Raw genomic sequence first — 17,292 nt, forward strand, 5'->3', positions numbered from 1 at the left:
CAGATTCACACGGGCGACCAGGGTGCGCATGTGGATCAGTTACGGCGCGTAGCCCGCGCCGCTTCGTCGGCCGCACCACCCGCGCCCACGAGTCCCGAGCGCATCCCCTGCAGCCGGGGCGCGAACCGCTTCATCTCGCGCTGCCCGACCGTCCCGATGATCCCCGGCAGATACCCGCGCACGCCCTGCATGCCGCGCAACCACCACTGTCCGTACACATGCGCCGAGCGCCGTTCGATCCCGGCGACCAGCCGGTCCACCGCCGGTCCCAGCGGGTATGTCTTGTTGGACGGCCATGGCAGCCGCTGCCGCAACTCGCGCATGACGTCGTCCTGGTCGGCGCCGCGCACCATGTCGGTGTCGGTCCACGACAGATAGCCCACGCCGACGCGCACGCCCTGGTAGCCGACCTCGGCGCGCAGACAGTGCGCGTACGCCTCCACGCCCGACTTGGACGCGCAGTACGCCGTCATCATCGGCGCCGGGGTGATCGCGGCGAGCGAGGCGATCTGGAGCAGATAGCCCCGGCTCTCCGTCAGCACCGGCAGGAACGCCCGCGCGGTCACCGCCGAACCGATCAGGTTCACCTCGATCACGCGCCGCCAGGCCTGCGGATCGGAGTCGGCGAACGGACCGCCCGTCGCCACACCGGCATTGGCCACCACGATGTCGACCTTCCCGAACCGCGCCTTCACCTCCTGCGCGACCCGGCTCATCGTCTCGTGGTCCGTGACGTCGGCGTACCAGTAGGCGCAGTCGCTGTGCAGACGCGAGGAGACCTCCTTGAGCGCCTCCTCCTCCAGCCCGACCAGCGCGACCTTCGCGCCGCGCGCGGAGAGCTTGCGCGCCAGCAGCTCACCGACACCGCGCGCCGCTCCGGTGACGACCGCGACCTGCCCTTCGAGGCTGACCCTGCTCATGCGCCCTCCTTGATCTGCGCCGGGGTGGCACGGTGCTCGTCCTCGGGGCCGGTCCCCGGGACGGTGACATAAGTGGTGACGAGGTCCCGGATCCTGCCGGTCACCAGGTCGGGTGCCTCGATCGGGGTCATGTGTCCGACGCCGGTCAGCTCGGTGAGGCCGACGCACTGCGGCAGCGCGGCGACCAGCGCGCGGGCGTGCACGGGAGGCGTGAGCCGGTCGGACGCGCCGTGCACGACCGCGGTGGGCGCGTGCAACTCCCGTACGCCGTGGTCGAGATCGAGCGCTTCGAGCACGCCGGCCCAGGCGTGACGCACGGCGCGCGGACAGGCATGCACGATCCGCGCGCACGCCTCCACCATGTGCGGGGCGGAACCGGCGCCCATGGTGGCGTACTTGAGGATGCTCTTCGCGACCGGCGTGACCGGCCCGAGCGGGGCGCGCGAACCGAGAACGCGCCCGGTGATCCAGGTGCGCACGCGCCCGGCGCGCAACGGCACCACACGTGCCTCCGCGACCAGCCGCGAGCTGCCGGTGCTGCACAGCAGGACGGCACCGACGTGTTCGCGGAAGCGGGGGCGCGTGGCCGCGGCCATGACCGTCATACCGCCCATGGAGTGGCCGACGATCAGCGCCTTCTCTCCACGCGCGAGCGTCTGCGCGAGCACCGCTTCCAGATCGTCCGCCAGCGCTTGGGTGGTGCACGCGGGGCTCGCGGGACTGCGCCCGTGCCCCCTCTGGTCGTACGCGATCACACGGTGGTCTTTGGCCAGGTCCCGTATCTGCGCGGCCCAGAAGGCGGTCGAGCAGGTCCAGCCGTGGGAGAGGACTACAGGGGGCGCGTTCTCGGGCCCGTGCACCTCGACGTACAGCCGCGCGCCGTCGGCGGAGACGACGGTGAGTTCGCGGGCGGGGGTGGGCGGGACGTACGGTCCGGAGGCCACGGAGGCGAGACGGCTCATGCGGCGCCCTCGCTCCGCTGGGCGTCGGCGACGCGCGCGGGCGCGGACTTCCCGGTGGCGCGCGCGGGTCGCTTGGTTGTGCGCGCGGGCTCGCTCGTCTTCTTCACACCGTGGCCAGCGCCGTCCGCGCCGCCCTCCGCGTCCTTCACGCCGGGCTTGCGGATGACCGCGTACTCCCCCAGATCCACCCGCCGGGTCGCGCGCCGGAACTCGGACGTCGTACCCGGCCAGATGGTGGTGTTGCGGCCGCTCGCGTCCAGGTACCAGCTGGTGCAGCCGCCGGTGTTCCACACAGTGCGCTTCATGCGCTCCTGAACCGTGCGGTTCCAGCCCTCGACGGCCGCGGGCCGGGCGTCGAGGGCCGTACGGCCTCCGAGGACGTCCAGTTGCCGCAGATAGTCGGCCATGTAGTTCAGCTGGGACTCGATCATGAGGATCATGGAGGAGTTCCCGAGGCCGGTGTTGGGCCCGATGATGGTCATCCAGTTCGGGAACCCGGCGGCCGCGGCGCCGCGCAGCGCCTGCATGCCGTTCTTCCAGGAGTCGGCGAGGGTGATGCCCTCCGCCCCGACCACCCGCTCGGCGATCGGCATGTCCGTGACGTGGAAGCCCGTGCCGAAGATGATCGCGTCCACCTCGGCCTCGGTGCCGTCGGCCGCGACGACGGTCGAGCCGCGGATCTCGCTGAGCCCGCCGGCGACGACGTCCACATTCGGCTGGGCCAGCGCCGGGTAGTACTCGCTGGACAGCAGGATCCGCTTGCAGCCGATGCGGTAGTCGGGGGTGAGCTTCGCGCGCAGGGCCGGGTCCTTGATGGCGCGGGCCATGTTGCGCTTGGCGAGCTGCTCGACGAGTCCGAGTTCGTCGGGATGCTTGGTGAACGCCTGCACCTGCAGCTCCCGGATGCCCCACAGCAGGCCCCGCCTCAGCTGGGTGGTGAAGGGCAGCGACCGGTGCAGCCGGCGCTCGACGCCGCTGATGGCGCGGTCGACGCGGGGCATCACCCAGGGAGGGGTGCGCTGGAAGAGGGTGAGCCGGCCGACCTCGCGCTGGATCGCGGGCACGATCTGGATGGCGGACGCGCCGGTGCCGACCATGGCGACGCGCTTGCCGCGCAGGTCGAAGTCGTGGTCCCAGCGGGCGGAGTGGAACACCTTGCCCGGGAAGGATTCCAGGCCGGGGATCTCGGGGATCTTCGGGTCGGAAAGCGGCCCGGTGGCGGAGACGACCACGTCGGCGGAGAGCGACCCGCGCGCGGTCTCGATGTTCCACCGCAGGTTGTCCGCGTCCCAGGTCATCAGTTTGACCTCGGAGTCGAAGCGGATGTGCCGGCGCAGCCCGAAGAGGTCGGTGACGTGCTCCAGGTAGGCGCGGATGTGCCGCTGCCCGGAGAAGGTACGCGGCCAGTCGGGGTTGGGTGCGAAGGAGAAGGAGTAGAGGTGGGAGGGCACGTCACAGGCGCACCCGGGGTAACTGTTGTCCCGCCAGGTGCCGCCGACGCTGTCCGCCCGCTCCAGGACGACGAAGTCGGTGATCCCTTCGCGGCGCAGCCGCACGGCGGCTCCCAGCCCGCCGAACCCGGACCCGATCACCGCCACCCGTACATGCTCGTGCTGGGCCATCCCGAAGCCTCCACGCATCACCTTGGACTCTGCCAGTGAACACTGGCGCAATTGGACTGTAGAGCAGCGCACTACCGAGCGGTAGGGGTCGGGAAGGGAAAGTTACCGGCGGTACAACATAGGCTGCGGACGTGGCAGACGACGGTGCACTCAGGGCGGGGCAGGGCGGCCGGCGCGATGAACGGGACGGCGCGCAGGGCGCACACCACGGCGCGCGGGACACCGGACCGCGCGAGTACCGCATGGAGGAACTGGCGCGCCTGGCCGGCATCACCGTGCGCACACTGCGCTTCTACCGCGAGCGCAAGCTGATCCCGCCGCCCCGCCGCGAGGGCCGTATCGCCTGGTACGACGACCACCACCTGGCTCGTCTGCGCACCATCGCCGCCCTGTTGGAACGCGGCCACACCCTCAACGGCATCGCCGAGCTGGCCGAGGCCTTCGACCACGGCCGCGATGTCGCCGACCTCCTCGGCGTCGGCGGCCCCACCGAGGAGGAACCGGTCCACCTCACCCCGGAGGAACTCGCAGCCCGCTTCGAGGGCGAGGTCACTCCCGAGAACCTCGCCGCCGCCATGGAACTGGGCTACCTGGGCACCGACGGCGACGCGATCGTCCACGTCAGCCGGCGTCTGCTGGACGTCTCCTCGGCGCTGGTCCGCGAGGGCATCCCGCTCGGCGAGGTCCTCACGGCCGCCGCCCGCGTCCGCGAACACGCCGACGCCCTGGCCGAACTCTTCTCCGACCTGATCCTGCGCCACGCCCCCGAGGAGGACCTCCACCGCCTGCGACCCCTGGCCCGCAGCGTGGTGGAGGCGGAACTCTCCCTGGCCATGGACCGCCGCCTCAACAAGGAGACAGGCGCGAAGGGCGCCTGAACGCGCCCTGGCGCATCGGACGAGGCGCGCGCCTGAAGGTCGTACGCCTACAGGTCGTAGACGACCGTCACCGGCGCATGGTCGGACCAGCGCTCGGCGTGCGTGGCGGCGCGCTCGACGAAGCCCTTGACGGCCTTGCCGGCGAGACCGGGCGTGGTGACGTGGTAGTCGATGCGCCAGCCGGAGTCGTTGTCGAAGGCCCTCCCGCGGTACGACCACCAGGTGTACGGCCCCTCGGCCTCGGGGTGCAGGGCGCGTACGGCGTCGACGTAGCCCCCCTCCTCGGCAGCGAACACCCGGCCGAGCCACTCCCGCTCCTCGGGCAGGAAGCCCGAGTTCTTGGTGTTGCCGCGCCAGTTCTTGAGGTCGGCCTCCTGGTGGGCGATGTTCCAGTCGCCACAGACGACCACCTCGCGGCCGTCGGCGGCGGCCCGCTCACGCAGCGCCTTGAGGTGGACGAGAAACTCCCCCATGAAGCGGACCTTCTCGTCCTGACGCTCGGTACCGACCTCGCCGGAGGGCAGATACAGGGAGGCCACCGTGACGCCGGGCAGGTCGGCCTCGACATAGCGCCCGCTGCCGTCGAACTCGGCCGAGCCGAAGCCGACCCGGACGCGGTCGGGCTCACGCCGCGTGTAGAGGGAGACCCCCGCGCGCCCCTTGGCCGCGGCCGGGGCGTGCACGACGTGCCAGCCGTCGGGCTGGCGCACCTGCTCGGGCAGCTGGTGCGGTTCGGCACGCACCTCCTGCACGCAGACGACGTCCGCAGAGGTCTGCGCGAGCCACTCCACGAAGCCCTTCTTGGCGGCGGCTCGCAGTCCGTTCACGTTCACCGAGGTCACAGTCAGCACCAGGGCACGATACCGGCACACTGGACGGGGTCCACCCGCACAGCCCGACGATCACCGTCAGCATAGAAGTACGGTAGGCAGCATGAATATACGTCGTGTTCGTTTCGATCACCCCGACGCCGTCAAGCTCAACGACGAGGTCCAGGCCGAGTACCACGTGCGCTACGGCGACGGTGGCGACGCCACGGCCCTCGACGCCGCCGACTTCGACCCGCCCCGGGGCGCATATCTGATCGCGTACGACGAGCACGACCGCCCCGTCGCGACCGGTGGCTGGCGCAGCCAGGACCACAACGACGAGGGCAACACGGACGGCGACGCCGAGCTCAAACGCATGTACGTGATCGCGGGCATGCGGGGCCGGGGTCTCGCGCGCCGGATGCTCACGGCGCTGGAGGAGGATGCCCGCGCCGCCGGCCGCCTCCGCATGGTCCTGGAGACGGGCACCAAGCAGCCGGAGGCCATCGCCCTGTACACCTCCAGCGGCTACGAACCGTGCACGAAGTTCGGCTACTACCGCCACTACGAGGAGAGCCGCTGCTTCGCGAAGGCGCTCTGAGTCTGTAACTCGGATCACACCAGGCCCGCTTGAACCCAGGCGGGCCTGCGCGCGAGCCACGGCCGCGCACATAAACGATGGAGCCCCTGTCGACTACTGCCGACAGGGGCTCCATGCTGCGTGGACCTGAGGGGATTTGAACCCCTGGCCCCCTCGATGCGAACGAGGTGCGCTACCGGACTGCGCCACAGGCCCTTGCAACGAGTGAAACTTTAGCATCCCGATCGGGGTGCTTGGAAATCCGCTCCCTCACTGGTCACAGCGGGGGTTTCCGTAGGGGGCGCGCACGGCCCGGAGGGCGCCGAGGAGGGTGGGAGCGGGGTCACTCGTTGGCCGCGCGCGGGCGGTCGCCGTCCTCGTACTGATCGAAGAGGGGCGTGCGTCCGCGCTCGCGCGCCCGGCGCGCGGAGGCCGCGCGGCGCGCGTCGCTGCGGCCGTCCGCCGGGATATCTCCAGACGCGGACGCCTGCTCGCCCGCCTCGCCCTCCGGCGCCCGGCTCGCCCCGCGCTCCGGCGCGACCGAGCTGGAACGCGCCGAACTCCATGTGTCGGGCGCCCCCAGATCCACATCGGACGTGGCACGCGGCGCGACCGGCGCGGTCACGTACGTCGGCAGGGGCACCGGCACCGGGTCCCAGCTGTCCCCGCCGGGCCGCCGCTGGCGCTCCCGCTGCTGATCGACCCACTCGGCGTGATCCGTCTGCTCGACCAGTGCGCGCCGGTCCGCGGCGAGCGCGGCGAGCCCGGTCTCCGTCCCGGCCTCCGGGGCGTCCTCCGATTCGTCCGCGCCGGGGCTCGCGTCGAGGGACGCGCGCCGACGCGGCTGGCGTTCCCGCTCCCGCAGCCGCTGGGCCGCGACCTCGGCGCGCCGGCGGTCCATCTGGTAGGCGAAGCGACGGCGCTCCTGGGAGCGCAGGTACGCGATGTACCCGCTGAGCAACCCGGCCGGCACGGCGGGCACCCACAGGAAGGCGAGCCCGCCGATGGCGGCCCCGACGGCACCCAGCGTGAAGGCGAAGAAGAGCATCACGGTGGTGCGCCTACGGCGTGCAAGGACCTTCGAGCGCCGGGCGCGCGCTGCGGCCGCCTGGGCCGAGGGAGAACGCCGCGCGGGCGGCACCCGCTTCGACGCGGGCAGGGAGCCGGATACGGGCGCCGAGCCGGACGCGGGCGCCGACTTGGGCACCGGCGCGGCGGCTTGTTCGCGTGCCGGTTCCGCCCTCCCCGGCACCCCCGGCTCGGCGTCGGTGTGCACCTGACGTCGGGTCGGAGGCATGGCGAACGCCCGGACGTCCACCGAATCGGTGACGGCGCCCGGGTCGCCGGCGTCCGGCTCCCCCTCCTGGGTGGAGCGCGCCCGCAGGTCCTTGGCGTACCGGCGCTCCATTCCCGCCTTTCCGGACAGCAGCCGGATGGCGGTGCTGAAGCGTTCCGTCGGACGGGCCTCGTTCAGCTCGTCCTGCCTACGGAGCCACATCGGCACCAAGTAGGCGGCCCAGGCCCCGACAATGACTGCGTAGATGAGGCCGCTGCTGCTCACGCCTCACACCGTAGAGGGGTTTGCGCGAGGCCATCCGCCAATTGGGCCGGTGTGTCGCACGATCTGGCTGATATTTCCAGCATTTTTTGCGATCGATGCGATCAACGGGCTGCCACAGCCGCGAATTCAGCGCCCTGAGACGGTCAACGCCCGATCAATTTCGAACATATATTCAATTTCCGAGGGTTGGACGGGATTCCCCGCGCGTTCTACGGATTGCGCGCCGAGCCTGATGCGCCCGACGCCCCCGAGGCACCACTCGCGCCCTCTCCGTCGTCCGCGCGCCCGGTGCGCCGCTCTCCCTGAGAGCGTGCCCGCTGCCACCGCGCGAGCAACCCGTCGGGCACCTCTTCCGCGGTGAGCGCGAAGACCAGGTGGTCGCGCCAGGCCCCGTCGATGTGGAGATAACGGGGCCGGAGCCCCTCCTCGCGAAATCCGAGTTTCTCCACGACCCGGCGGCTGGGCCGGTTCTCGGGACGAATGCAGACCTCGATGCGGTGCAGTCCGACGGTGTGGAAACAGTGGTCCACCACGAGCGCGACAGCCGTCGGCATCACCCCGCGCCCGGCCACCGCCTCGTCCACCCAGTAGCCGATGTGCCCGGAGCACATCGATCCCCAGGTGATCCCCGCGACCGTCAACTGCCCGACGACCCGCCCCTGGTATTCGATGACGAACGGCAGCATCCGGCCCGCGTTGGCCTCGGAACGCAAGTGCCGGACCATCTGGCGGTAGGTCGGCCGGTGCGCGATCGGTCCGCTCGGCGTGGGCGGCGGGATGGTCGCCTCCCAGGGGCGCAGCCAGTCCCGGTTGCGCCGGTTCACCTCGCGCCAGGCCCGCTGGTCGCGCAGCCTTATCGGCCGGAGGACGACATCGCCGTCCGCCAGCACGACGGGCCAGGATGGGCTGTTCAGCTCGCACCCCCGCTACTGGGTCTGGGGTGGTCGCCGCCGCGGATCTGGTCGACGGCGTGGATCAGCAGGGGCTCCAGCACGGCCAGGCCGTCCTTCACTCCGCCCGTGGAGCCCGGCAGATTGACGATCAGGGTCCGCCCGGCCACCCCGGCCAGGCCTCGCGAGAGCGCCGCTGTCGGGACCTTCTCCCGCCCGAACGCCCGGATGGCCTCCGCGATGCCCGGCACCTCGCGGTCGATCACCGCGCGGGTCGCCTCGGGCGTGCGGTCGGTGGGCGAGATCCCGGTGCCGCCGGTGGTGACGATGGCGTCGTACCCGGCGTCGACTCCCGCGCGCAGGGCCGCCTCCACGGGGTCCCCGTCCGGAACGACCTGGGGGCCGTCGACGTCGAACCCGAAGCCCTTCAGGCCGTCGGCGATCAAGGGGCCGCCCTTGTCCTCGTAGACTCCCGCGGCAGCCCTGTTGGAGGCGGTGACCACCAGAGCACGGTAGGTCATGCCCGGCTCCAGTCGCCCGACTTGCCGCCCGTCTTCTCCTCCACCCGCACGTCCGTGATGATCGCTCCCTTGTCGACCGCCTTGACCATGTCGATCACGGTGAGCGCGGCGACCGTCACGGCGGTGAGGGCCTCCATCTCGACGCCCGTACGGTCCGTCGTCTTCACGGTGGCCTGGATCTCCACGGCGTCGTCCGCGACCGACAGATCCAGTTTCACACCGGACACCGACAACGGGTGGCACAGCGGGATCAGGTCCGGGGTGCGCTTGGCACCCATGATGCCGGCGATGCGCGCGGTGGCGAGGGCATCCCCCTTGGGCACTCCCTCGCCGCGCAGCAGCTCGACCACGCGGGGTGAGACGAGGACGCGCCCACTGGCACGGGCGGTGCGCGCGGTCACGTCCTTGTCGGATACGTCGACCATGCGGGCCGCGCCCGCCTCGTCGATGTGTGTCAGTCCGTCCTGCGTACTCATGCTGTGTGCCGCTCCCGGTCCGGGCCCGTCCACGGTGCGGTGCACGGGCCTGTTGTGCGCGACACGGTACCGCCATGTCCGCGCAGGCACCGGTCCAGGACCCCCGTGGGCCTGGCGCACGCGCACCCGCGCGGGCCTCAGCCGAGCAGCACGACCTCCACCTCGGCGCCGGGCTCGACGGACTCGACGTCCTCGGGAACGACGATCAGCGCGTCGGCGTGCGCCAGCGCCGCGATCAGATGCGAGCCGGAACCGCCGACGGGGGTCACCTCGCCGTCGCCGTACGCACCGCGCAGGAACTGCCGACGGCCCTTGGGTGAGCTCAGCGCCTTGTCCGCCTTCAGGATGGCCCGGACCCGGGGCCGGTTCACTTCCGTGAGGCCCATCAGGGCGCGGATGGCGGGGCGGACGAACAGCTCGAAGGAGACGTACGACGACACCGGGTTGCCCGGCAGGGCAAGCAGCGGTGTGTGGTCGGGGCCGACGGAGCCGAAGCCCTGCGGCTTGCCGGGCTGCATGGCGAGCTTGCGGAACTCCACGCCGCTTCCCGCCTCGTCCTCGTCGCCGACGTGCGACAGCGCCTCCTTGACGACGTCGTACGCCCCGACGCTCACCCCGCCCGTGGTCACCAGCAGGTCGGCGCGGATGAGCTGGTCCTCGATGGTGGCGCGGAGGGTCTCTGCATCGTCGGCGACGGCGCCCACCCGGTAGGCGATGGCGCCGGCGTCCCGCGCGGCGGCGGTGAGGGCGAAGCTGTTGGAGTCGTAGATCTGGCCGCGGGCCAGTTCCTCGCCGGGCTGGACGAGTTCGCTGCCCGTGGACAGGACGACCACGCGCGGGCGCGGGCGCACGCGTACCGTGCCGCGGCCGATCGCGGCCAGCAGTGCGATCTGCGGTGGGCCGAGGACGGTCCCGGCCTCCAGGGCGCGGTCGCTGGCCTTCACGTCGCTGCCCTTGGCGCGCACATGCGCGCGTGCCTCGGCGGGGCGGTGCACGCGCACGTGCCCCTCGGCACCCTCGGGAGCCAGGCTGCGGGCCCGCATGCCGCTCACCGGACCCTCGCCGAGCCCGCCGTCGGTCCACTCGACGGGGACCACGGCCTCGGCGCCGGGCGGCAGCGGGGCGCCGGTCATGATGCGGGCGGCCTGGCCGGGCCCGACCCGGACCGGGTCGAGCGCGCCCGCCGCGACGTCGCCCACGACCTCCAGGACGGCCGGGAACTCCTCGCTGGCGCCCGCGACGTCCGCGACCCGCACCGCGTACCCGTCCATGGAGCTGTTGTCGAAGGGCGGCAGGGACACCGGCACCGTGACGTCGTCGACCAGGACGCAGCCCTGGGCGTCGAGCAGCTGCAGCTCGATGGGTTCGAGGGGGCGGACGGTCTCGAGGATGTCCTCCAGGTGCTCGTCCACCGACCACAGATGGTCCGGGCCGGCGGGGCGGGTCGCGGCGCTGCTCAAGATTGCTGCATCTCCTCGGCTACGTAACTGCGAAGCCAGGTCCGGAAGTCCGGGCCCAGGTCTTCACGTTCGCACGCGAGTCTGACAATGGCACGCAGATAGTCGCCACGGTCGCCGGTGTCATAGCGGCGGCCCTCGAAGACGACGCCGTGCACCGGTCCGCCGACCTTCTCGTCCGTGGCGAGTTGCTGGAGGGCGTCGGTGAGCTGGATCTCGCCGCCACGGCCCGGCTCGGTCTTGCGCAGTATGTCGAAGATGTGCGGGTCCAGGACGTAGCGGCCGATGATCGCGTAGTTCGACGGGGCGTCCGCCGGATCCGGCTTCTCGACCATCCCGGTCACCTTGACCACGTCGCCGTCGGCGGTCGTCTCCACGGCCGCGCAGCCGTAGAGGTGGACCTGCTCGGGCGCGACCTCCATGAGGGCGATCACGCTGCCGCCGTGCTGCTCCTGCACCTCGATCATGCGCTGGAGGAGCGGGTCGCGCGGGTCGATCAGGTCGTCGCCCAGGAGCACCGCGAAAGGCTCGTGACCGACGTGCGGGGCGGCGCACAGCACGGCGTGCCCGAGACCCCGGGGGTCGCCCTGGCGCACGTAGTGCATGGTCGCCAGGTCGCTTGACTCCCGCACCTTCGCCAGCCGCCCGGCGTCGCCCTTCTTCTGGAGTGCCGATTCCAACTCGTAGTTGCGGTCGAAGTGGTCCTCAAGCGGACGCTTGTTGCGCCCGGTGATCATGAGGACGTCGTCGAGCCCCGCCGACACGGCCTCCTCGACCACGTACTGGATCGCGGGCTTGTCGACGACCGGCAGCATCTCCTTGGGAGTGGCTTTGGTGGCCGGCAGGAACCGGGTGCCGAGGCCTGCCGCAGGGATGACAGCCTTGCTGATCCTGGGGTGCGACTGAGTCATGTCCGCCACCATATCCGGTGTCTTTGTAGGAAAACTGTGACTCCGGTTGGTTGACCCTTTATGACCGCATTGAACAATCAAGAAGGACGCGAGAACGACCCGTGGAACACAACGGACGCACGAGCGAGCCTGACAAGCGCATGTTGCGGCGGGAGTTCCTCTCGGTGAGGAACAGGTTGACACAGGATGACGTCGACGCAACAGGGCGCGCGCTGGCGGAGCGTGCGCTGGGGCTGCCCGAGCTGGCGCATGCGCGCACGGTGGCTGCGTACGTCTCCGTGGGGAGCGAGCCCGGCACGCCGGCGCTGCTGGACGCGCTGCGCGCGCGGGGCGTGCGGGTCCTGCTCCCCGCGCTCCTGTCCGACAACGACCTGGACTGGGGCGAATACACCGGCCCGGGCTCCCTCGCTCGGGTCCAACACGGCGGGAAAATGGCGCTTTTCGAGCCCTCCGGCACGCGTCTGGGCCCGGACGCGGTGACGGCCGCGGACGTCGTTCTGCTGCCCGGACTCGCGGTCGACGAGCGCGGGATGCGCCTGGGGCGCGGCGGAGGGTCGTACGACCGCGTACTGGCCCGTCTGGAACGCGCGGGCACACGCCCCCGGCTCGTGGTGCTGCTGTACGACACGGAGGTCGTCGCGCACGTCCCGGCGGAGGCGCACGACAAGCCGGTGCACGCGGTGGTGACGCCCTCCGGCGTGCGCCGCTTCCCGAGCGCCTGACCGAGCGCCGCCCCCACGCCCCGCCGCGCCGACCGGCAGTACAGCGCGCCCCCTACGGTGCGGCACTGCCCCGGACGACGAAACGGCCCTCCACGCGTGCGCGTGGAGGGCCGTTCTCCGTGCTGTGCCGTCAGTGGCTCACGGCTTGAGGACGAGTGTGTCGCTCGTGCTCTGGTCGACCGCCTTGTCCGAGAACGACCAGGGCAGCAGCTCGCCCCTGGCCCACAGGCTCGTCTGGTCCGTGTAGTGCGCGCTGAAGGCGTGCCCGGAGGCGCCGGTCAGGTTGATCCACTTGGACTTGTCGAGATCGGCGAGGTTGACGACCATCCGCATGGACGGCACCCAGACGACGCTGTAGCCGCCGGCGGCGTTCCAGCCGGTCGCGTTCACCGTGGCCTCGCCGCCGCTGAGCCTCCAGGGACCGCGGTTGAGGATGTACTGCAGGACCTGGGGGCCGTCGGTGCCGAGTGTCTGGTTCTTCAGGAACAGCCGGTGCAGCCGGCCCCAGCTCCAGGTGTCGATGTCCTTGCCGAGCTTGGCGGTCAGCTCCCAGCGGGCGTCGATCATGGCGCGCGCGAAGAGCTGGTCCACGTTGTTCGCCGCGGGACGGGTGCCCGACTTCGGCGTCTTCCACCAGTCGCTGTCCGGCTTGTCCATCAGGGTGCGCACGACCTCGAACCAGCGGTCCCCGCCGTCCGGCTGCGCCTGGTCGGTGTCGCGCTCACCGCACTCGCGCACCTTGGTGTTGTCGTCGACCGGGCCGGTGCTGTCGATCTTGTTGACCCACAGGCACTGTCCGCCGACGCGCAGCTCCTTGGGGAGCTTGTTGCCGAAGGCGAGCTTGAGGATGTTGCGCCAGACGGCGTTGAAGTAGGCGGCCGCCGCGGAGTCGGCTTCCTGGGTGTAGTCCCAGCCCTCAAGCAGCTTCTGCGCGTCTCGCACGTTCTTGTCGTCGAGGTTGATCTTCAGCAGCCTGGGCACCAGGAGTTTGGCGATCTCGCTGCTGTTGTCCAGCTGCATCTGCCGCATGTCGTCGGTGGAGATCTTGCCGCCGTCCTTGATCTTGGACTCGATCAGGTCGGTGATGCGCTGGCTGCGGGTGCCGTAGCCCCAGTCAGTGGTGAGCGCGTACGGGTACTTGCCCTTGTCGACCACGGCCTGGTTGGCGGTGACGATGTAGCCGCGCTCGGGATCGAACTCGTACGGCAGCTCGTTCTGCTTGATGAAGCCCGTCCAGCGGTACTTCGAGTCCCAGCCGGGCGCGGGGACGGAGCCGTCGTCGACGGCGGAGCGGGTGGGGATCCTGCCGGGCAGCGTGTAGCCGATGTGGCCGTCGGTGTCGGCGTAGACCAGGTTCTGCGAGGGCACGTCGAAGAGGGCGGCGGCCTGGCGGAACTGGCTCCAGTCGGCCGCCTTGTCGATGGCGAAGACGGCGTCCATGGCGGTGCCCGGGTCGAGCGCGGTCCACCTCAGGGCGATGCCGTAACCGTCGCCGCGGTCGGGGGCGGCGGTGTTGACCGTGGCCCGCTTGCCCACCTGGACGAGTTCGTCGTCGCGGTCGGACAGCAGTGGCATGCCGTCCTGGGTCTGTCGCACGACGATCGTCTTGGACGCTCCGCCGGCGACCTGGATGGTCTCCTCGCGGGTCTTGAACGGCCGGATCTTGCCGTCGTACAGGTAGCCGTTCGCGCTGACCTTCTCCAGGTAGAGGTCGGTGACGTCGGCCCCGGAGTTGGTCATGCCCCAGGCGATGTCGGCGTTGTGGCCGATGACCACACCGGGCATGCCGGCAAAGGTGTAGCCGGTCACGTCGTACTGGCATGTGCTGGAGACGCTGCGGCAGTGCAGGCCCATCTGGTACCAGACGGACGGCAGCGACGCCGACAGGTGCGGGTCGTTGGCGAGCAGCGGCTTCTTGGTGATGGTGTACTTCCCGGACACCACCCAGGAGTTGGAGCCGATGCCCTGGCCGTTCACGCCGACGGCGGTCGGGACGTTGTCCAGGACGTTGTAGAGGCCCGCCAGCTGGCTCGTGAGCGCCGATCCGGTCTTGGACGAGGTGGAGGAGCCGGTCGCGCCCTTCGTGGCCCCAGAGGCGCTTGTGGCGCCGCCGGTCGTACCGGTCGCGCCCGTCGCGCCGGTGCCCTGGGAGGTGCCCGTGCCGCCGCTCTGCCGGAAGGACTTGGTCAGCTGGCTGTACTGGCCTTCCTGGACGATCGGCTTGTTGCGGCTGTACGGGTACTCCGGGTACAGGTCCTGGATCTGCTGCGGGCCGAGCCGGCTGGTCATCAGCGCGCGGTCGATCTCGTCCTTCATGTTGCCGCGCAGGTCCCAGGCCATCGCCTTCAGCCAGGAGACGGAGTCGACCGGAGTCCACTTGCCCGGCTTGTAGTCGTTGGTGAAGCCCAGAGCGGCGTATTCGAGGGAGATGTCCTTGCCGTCCTTGCCCTGAAGGTAGGCGTTGACTCCCTTGGCGTACGCCTGGAGGTACTTCTTCGTGGACGCCGACAGCTTGGTGTCGTACTCCTGCTCGGCGATCCGGTCCCAGCCGAGGGTGCGCAGGAACTCGTCGTTCTTGACCTGGCTCTTGCCGAACATCTCCGACAGGCGCCCGGACGTCATGTGCCGGCGCACGTCCATCTCGTAGAACCGGTCCTGCGCCTGCACGTAGCCCTGCGCCATGAACAGGTCCTCGTCGGAGGACGCGTAGATCTGCGGGATGCCGTTGCCGTCCCGCTTGACGTCGACCGGCCCCGACAGGCCGTCGAGCGTGATCGAGCCCTTGGTCTGCGGGAAGGAGGCGCGGACGGTGCTGATCGACCAGTACGCGCCGTAGGCGATGCCTCCGATGATGGCCAGTACCAGCACCAGCACGATCAATCGGGCTTTGCGCCCCTTCTTCCTGCCGGACTTGGCGGGCTTGTCACCCGTTGTGGCGGTGGTGTTGGGGGGCATCGCTGTCCTTGCTGTCCTAACGCGAGCGGCAGGTCGGGCTGTGACTTTGAATGAGCGCTGGAGCAACCATAGGCGCAGGGCCCTGTGCCGCTTGACGCGGAGTGGGGAACCAGCGCGCACGAGCGTTCGATCTTGCCTCCACGAGCGTCAAGAAAGCGTCAAGACTTAGGTAAGGTAACGAAGTACTTGGGTGCGGTGCGCCGCAGCCTCGGGTCTTGTGTACGTGAGCTCGCGCGCCCGGCGCGCGAGCCAAGGAAGGGAACCGCCGCTGACTGTTCACCATCTCAACCAGCTCTTGCTCGTCTGCTCCGTGGTCCTGCTCGTCGCCGTCGCGGCCGTGCGGATCTCCTCCCGCAGCGGGCTCCCCAGCCTGCTCGTCTACCTGGCGATCGGCGTCCTGATGGGCCAGGACGGCCTCGGTGAAATCCACTTCAACAGCGCCGCGGCGACCCAGGTCATGGGGTACGCGGCCCTGGTCGTGATCCTCGCCGAGGGCGGTCTCGGCACGAAGTGGAAGGAGATCAAGCCGGTCCTGTCGTCCGCCTCGGTCCTGGCGACCCTCGGCGTCGCCGTCAGCGTGGGTGTCACCGCGGCCGGCGCGCACTACCTGGTCGGGCTGGAGTGGCGGCAGGCGCTCATCATCGGCGCGGTGGTGTCGTCGACGGACGCGGCGGCGGTCTTCTCGGTGCTGCGCAAAGTTCCGCTCCCCGCGCGCGTGACGGGCACGCTGGAGGCGGAGTCCGGCTTCAACGACGCCCCGGTGGTCATCCTGGTCGTCGCCTTCTCCATGGCCGGCCCGGTCGAGCACTGGTACGTCCTGCTGGGCGAGATAGCCCTGGAGCTGGCCATCGGCGCGGCCATAGGCTTCGCGGTGGGCTGGTTCGGTTCCTGGGGGCTCAAGCACGTGGCCCTGCCCGCCTCCGGCCTCTACCCGATCGCGGTCATGGCGATCGCCGTGACGGCGTACGCCGCCGGCGCCCTGGCGCACGGCAGCGGCTTCCTGGCCGTCTACCTGGCCTCGATGGTGCTCGGCAACGCCAAGCTTCCACACTGGCCGGCTACGCGTGGCTTCGCCGAGGGGCTCGGCTGGATCGCCCAGATCGGCATGTTCGTCCTGCTCGGCCTGCTGGTCACCCCGCACGAACTGGGCGACGACGTCTGGCCCGCTCTCGTCATCGGGCTGATCCTGACCATGGTCGCCCGGCCGCTGAGCGTGGTGCTCAGCCTGGCGCCGTTCCGCATGCCGTGGCAGGAGCAGACGCTGATGTCCTGGGCGGGACTGCGCGGCGCCGTGCCCATCATCCTGGCCACCATCCCGATGGTGAACGGCGTCGCCGACAGCCGTCGCATCTTCAACATCGTCTTCGTCCTGGTCGTGGTCTACACCCTCGTCCAAGGGCCGACCCTGCCCTGGCTGGCGCGCAAGCTGCGCCTGGGCGAGGAGGGCGAGGCCTCCGACCTCGGCATCGAGTCGGCGCCTCTGGAGCGGCTGCGCGGGCACCTGTTGTCCATCTCGGTCCCCGAAGGCTCCAGGATGCACGGCGTGGAGGTCAGCGAGCTGCGCCTGCCGCCCGGCGCCGCCGTCACCCTCGTCGTCCGCGAAGGAAAATCGTTTGTTCCGCTGCCCACGACGGTGCTGCGCCAGGGCGACGAGCTGCTCGTCGTCGCCACCGATCCGGTGCGCGACGCGGCGGAGCGGCGCCTGCGCGCAGTCGCCCACGGCGGCAAACTGGCGGGCTGGCTGGGAGCGAACGGGGCGGGCAGGTCGCGTTAGGAGGTCTTCTCTCAGCGTTCATATCCGGATCCCAGGGTTCACATCCCGTGAATTCCCAGGTACCCACGCCAATGGTGCTCGTTTTCACAGCCGAGGAAGGCGGCACTCCCTGTACCATGAAGGCGCACCCTGATCGAACCAACTCTGCCTGACGCAGAGCTGGCGCGACCGTATGGCGGCCGCATCGTCCCCACCCGCAGTGGGCGCCGGCATCTACCGCAGTCCGCGCAAGAGGACAGCTCTCGGCGCCCTGG

Annotated in this window: 15 protein-coding genes and 1 tRNA gene; 4 read left to right on the forward strand and 12 right to left on the reverse strand. The window is 70.5% G+C overall.

What is annotated here, in order from left to right; genetic code table 11:
• Positions 1-35 precede the first annotated feature (35 nt).
• Genes AV521_RS23195 through AV521_RS23205 form a run of 3 tightly spaced genes read right to left on the reverse strand, consistent with a single transcriptional unit; the run spans position 36 to position 3,504 of the window.
• Complete coding sequence (locus tag AV521_RS23195; RefSeq protein WP_076090414.1) at positions 36-920, reverse strand: SDR family oxidoreductase; 885 nt, start codon at positions 918-920, stop codon at positions 36-38.
• Positions 917-1,882, reverse strand: a complete 966-nt coding sequence (locus AV521_RS23200; RefSeq protein ID WP_076090415.1) for an alpha/beta fold hydrolase — start codon at positions 1,880-1,882, stop codon at positions 917-919. Before AV521_RS23200 ends, AV521_RS23195 begins: the two co-directional genes overlap by 4 nt.
• Positions 1,879-3,504 carry an NAD(P)/FAD-dependent oxidoreductase gene (locus AV521_RS23205; protein WP_079249367.1) on the reverse strand — a complete coding sequence of 542 codons (1,626 nt, stop codon included), beginning with the start codon at positions 3,502-3,504 and terminating at the stop codon, positions 1,879-1,881. The genes AV521_RS23200 and AV521_RS23205 overlap by 4 nt, the downstream gene beginning before the upstream one ends.
• 242 nt (positions 3,505-3,746) lie before the next feature.
• Here AV521_RS23205 and AV521_RS23210 point away from each other — a divergent pair, with 242 nt between their 5' ends.
• Positions 3,747-4,382 carry a MerR family transcriptional regulator gene (locus AV521_RS23210; RefSeq protein ID WP_076090526.1) on the forward strand — a complete coding sequence of 212 codons (636 nt, stop codon included), beginning with the start codon at positions 3,747-3,749 and terminating at the stop codon, positions 4,380-4,382.
• 47 nt (positions 4,383-4,429) lie between these two features.
• Here the strand turns inward: AV521_RS23210 and AV521_RS23215 are convergent, their stop codons facing one another.
• On the reverse strand, positions 4,430-5,233 hold the full coding sequence (locus tag AV521_RS23215; protein ID WP_076090528.1) for an exodeoxyribonuclease III: 804 nt from the start codon (positions 5,231-5,233) through the stop codon (positions 4,430-4,432).
• 82 nt (positions 5,234-5,315) lie between these two features.
• Here AV521_RS23215 and AV521_RS23220 point away from each other — a divergent pair, with 82 nt between their 5' ends.
• Positions 5,316-5,792 carry a GNAT family N-acetyltransferase gene (locus AV521_RS23220; RefSeq protein WP_076090416.1) on the forward strand — a complete coding sequence of 159 codons (477 nt, stop codon included), beginning with the start codon at positions 5,316-5,318 and terminating at the stop codon, positions 5,790-5,792.
• Between the two features lie 121 nt (positions 5,793-5,913).
• Here AV521_RS23220 and AV521_RS23225 read toward each other — a convergent pair.
• The 7 genes from AV521_RS23225 to galU all read right to left on the reverse strand — a co-directional run bounded on the left by AV521_RS23225 (position 5,914) and on the right by galU (position 11,587).
• Positions 5,914-5,987 (reverse strand) — tRNA-Ala (locus AV521_RS23225).
• Positions 5,988-6,114: 127 nt separating this feature from the next.
• Entirely contained in the window at positions 6,115-7,332 is a 1,218-nt protein-coding gene (gene glpR, locus AV521_RS23230; protein WP_179023320.1) for a gephyrin-like molybdotransferase receptor GlpR, read from the reverse strand.
• A gap of 209 nt (positions 7,333-7,541) precedes the next feature.
• A complete protein-coding gene (locus AV521_RS23235; protein ID WP_076090417.1) occupies positions 7,542-8,222 on the reverse strand; it encodes a GNAT family N-acetyltransferase in 681 nt (226 codons plus the stop codon).
• Positions 8,223-8,242: 20 nt separating this feature from the next.
• On the reverse strand, positions 8,243-8,743 hold the full coding sequence (locus AV521_RS23240; RefSeq protein WP_076090418.1) for a molybdenum cofactor biosynthesis protein B: 501 nt from the start codon (positions 8,741-8,743) through the stop codon (positions 8,243-8,245).
• Positions 8,740-9,219: a cyclic pyranopterin monophosphate synthase MoaC gene (gene moaC, locus AV521_RS23245; RefSeq protein ID WP_076090419.1), complete on the reverse strand. Its 480-nt coding sequence runs from the start codon at positions 9,217-9,219 to the stop codon at positions 8,740-8,742. Before moaC ends, AV521_RS23240 begins: the two co-directional genes overlap by 4 nt.
• Before the next feature lie 137 nt (positions 9,220-9,356).
• A complete protein-coding gene (gene glp, locus AV521_RS23250; protein WP_076090420.1) occupies positions 9,357-10,679 on the reverse strand; it encodes a gephyrin-like molybdotransferase Glp in 1,323 nt (440 codons plus the stop codon).
• Complete coding sequence (gene galU / locus AV521_RS23255; protein ID WP_076090532.1) at positions 10,676-11,587, reverse strand: UTP--glucose-1-phosphate uridylyltransferase GalU; 912 nt, start codon at positions 11,585-11,587, stop codon at positions 10,676-10,678. The genes glp and galU overlap by 4 nt, the downstream gene beginning before the upstream one ends.
• 140 nt (positions 11,588-11,727) lie before the next feature.
• On the opposite strand from galU, the gene AV521_RS23260 reads away from it, so the two are divergent.
• Positions 11,728-12,309, forward strand: a complete 582-nt coding sequence (locus AV521_RS23260; RefSeq protein ID WP_076090534.1) for a 5-formyltetrahydrofolate cyclo-ligase — start codon at positions 11,728-11,730, stop codon at positions 12,307-12,309.
• A gap of 138 nt (positions 12,310-12,447) precedes the next feature.
• Here AV521_RS23260 and AV521_RS23265 read toward each other — a convergent pair whose 3' ends face one another.
• Entirely contained in the window at positions 12,448-15,264 is a 2,817-nt protein-coding gene (locus AV521_RS23265) for a penicillin acylase family protein (protein ID WP_076090421.1), read from the reverse strand.
• Between the two features lie 217 nt (positions 15,265-15,481).
• Between AV521_RS23265 and AV521_RS23270 the strand changes: the two genes are divergently transcribed.
• Positions 15,482-17,038, forward strand: a complete 1,557-nt coding sequence (locus AV521_RS23270) for a potassium/proton antiporter (protein ID WP_076090422.1) — start codon at positions 15,482-15,484, stop codon at positions 17,036-17,038.
• Positions 17,039-17,292 lie beyond the last annotated feature (254 nt).

Origin of the sequence: Streptomyces sp. IMTB 2501 (assembly GCF_001953885.1) — a bacterium.
GTDB lineage: Bacteria > Actinomycetota > Actinomycetes > Streptomycetales > Streptomycetaceae > Streptomyces.

What these genes read in the sequence shown, in the direction of transcription:
- AV521_RS23220 (WP_076090416.1), top strand. Translation starts at nt 5,316, where the DNA reads ATGAATATACGTCGTGTTCGTTTCGATCACCCCGACGCCGTCAAGCTC.
- AV521_RS23260 (WP_076090534.1), top strand. Translation starts at nt 11,728, where the DNA reads ATGTTGCGGCGGGAGTTCCTCTCGGTGAGGAACAGGTTGACACAGGAT.
- moaC (WP_076090419.1), bottom strand. Translation starts at nt 9,219, where the DNA reads ATGAGTACGCAGGACGGACTGACACACATCGACGAGGCGGGCGCGGCC.
- AV521_RS23200 (WP_076090415.1), bottom strand. Translation starts at nt 1,882, where the DNA reads ATGAGCCGTCTCGCCTCCGTGGCCTCCGGACCGTACGTCCCGCCCACC.
- AV521_RS23210 (WP_076090526.1), top strand. Translation starts at nt 3,747, where the DNA reads ATGGAGGAACTGGCGCGCCTGGCCGGCATCACCGTGCGCACACTGCGC.
- AV521_RS23240 (WP_076090418.1), bottom strand. Translation starts at nt 8,743, where the DNA reads ATGACCTACCGTGCTCTGGTGGTCACCGCCTCCAACAGGGCTGCCGCG.
- AV521_RS23265 (WP_076090421.1), bottom strand. Translation starts at nt 15,264, where the DNA reads ATGCCCCCCAACACCACCGCCACAACGGGTGACAAGCCCGCCAAGTCC.
- galU (WP_076090532.1), bottom strand. Translation starts at nt 11,587, where the DNA reads ATGACTCAGTCGCACCCCAGGATCAGCAAGGCTGTCATCCCTGCGGCA.
- AV521_RS23195 (WP_076090414.1), bottom strand. Translation starts at nt 920, where the DNA reads ATGAGCAGGGTCAGCCTCGAAGGGCAGGTCGCGGTCGTCACCGGAGCG.
- AV521_RS23205 (WP_079249367.1), bottom strand. Translation starts at nt 3,504, where the DNA reads ATGGCCCAGCACGAGCATGTACGGGTGGCGGTGATCGGGTCCGGGTTC.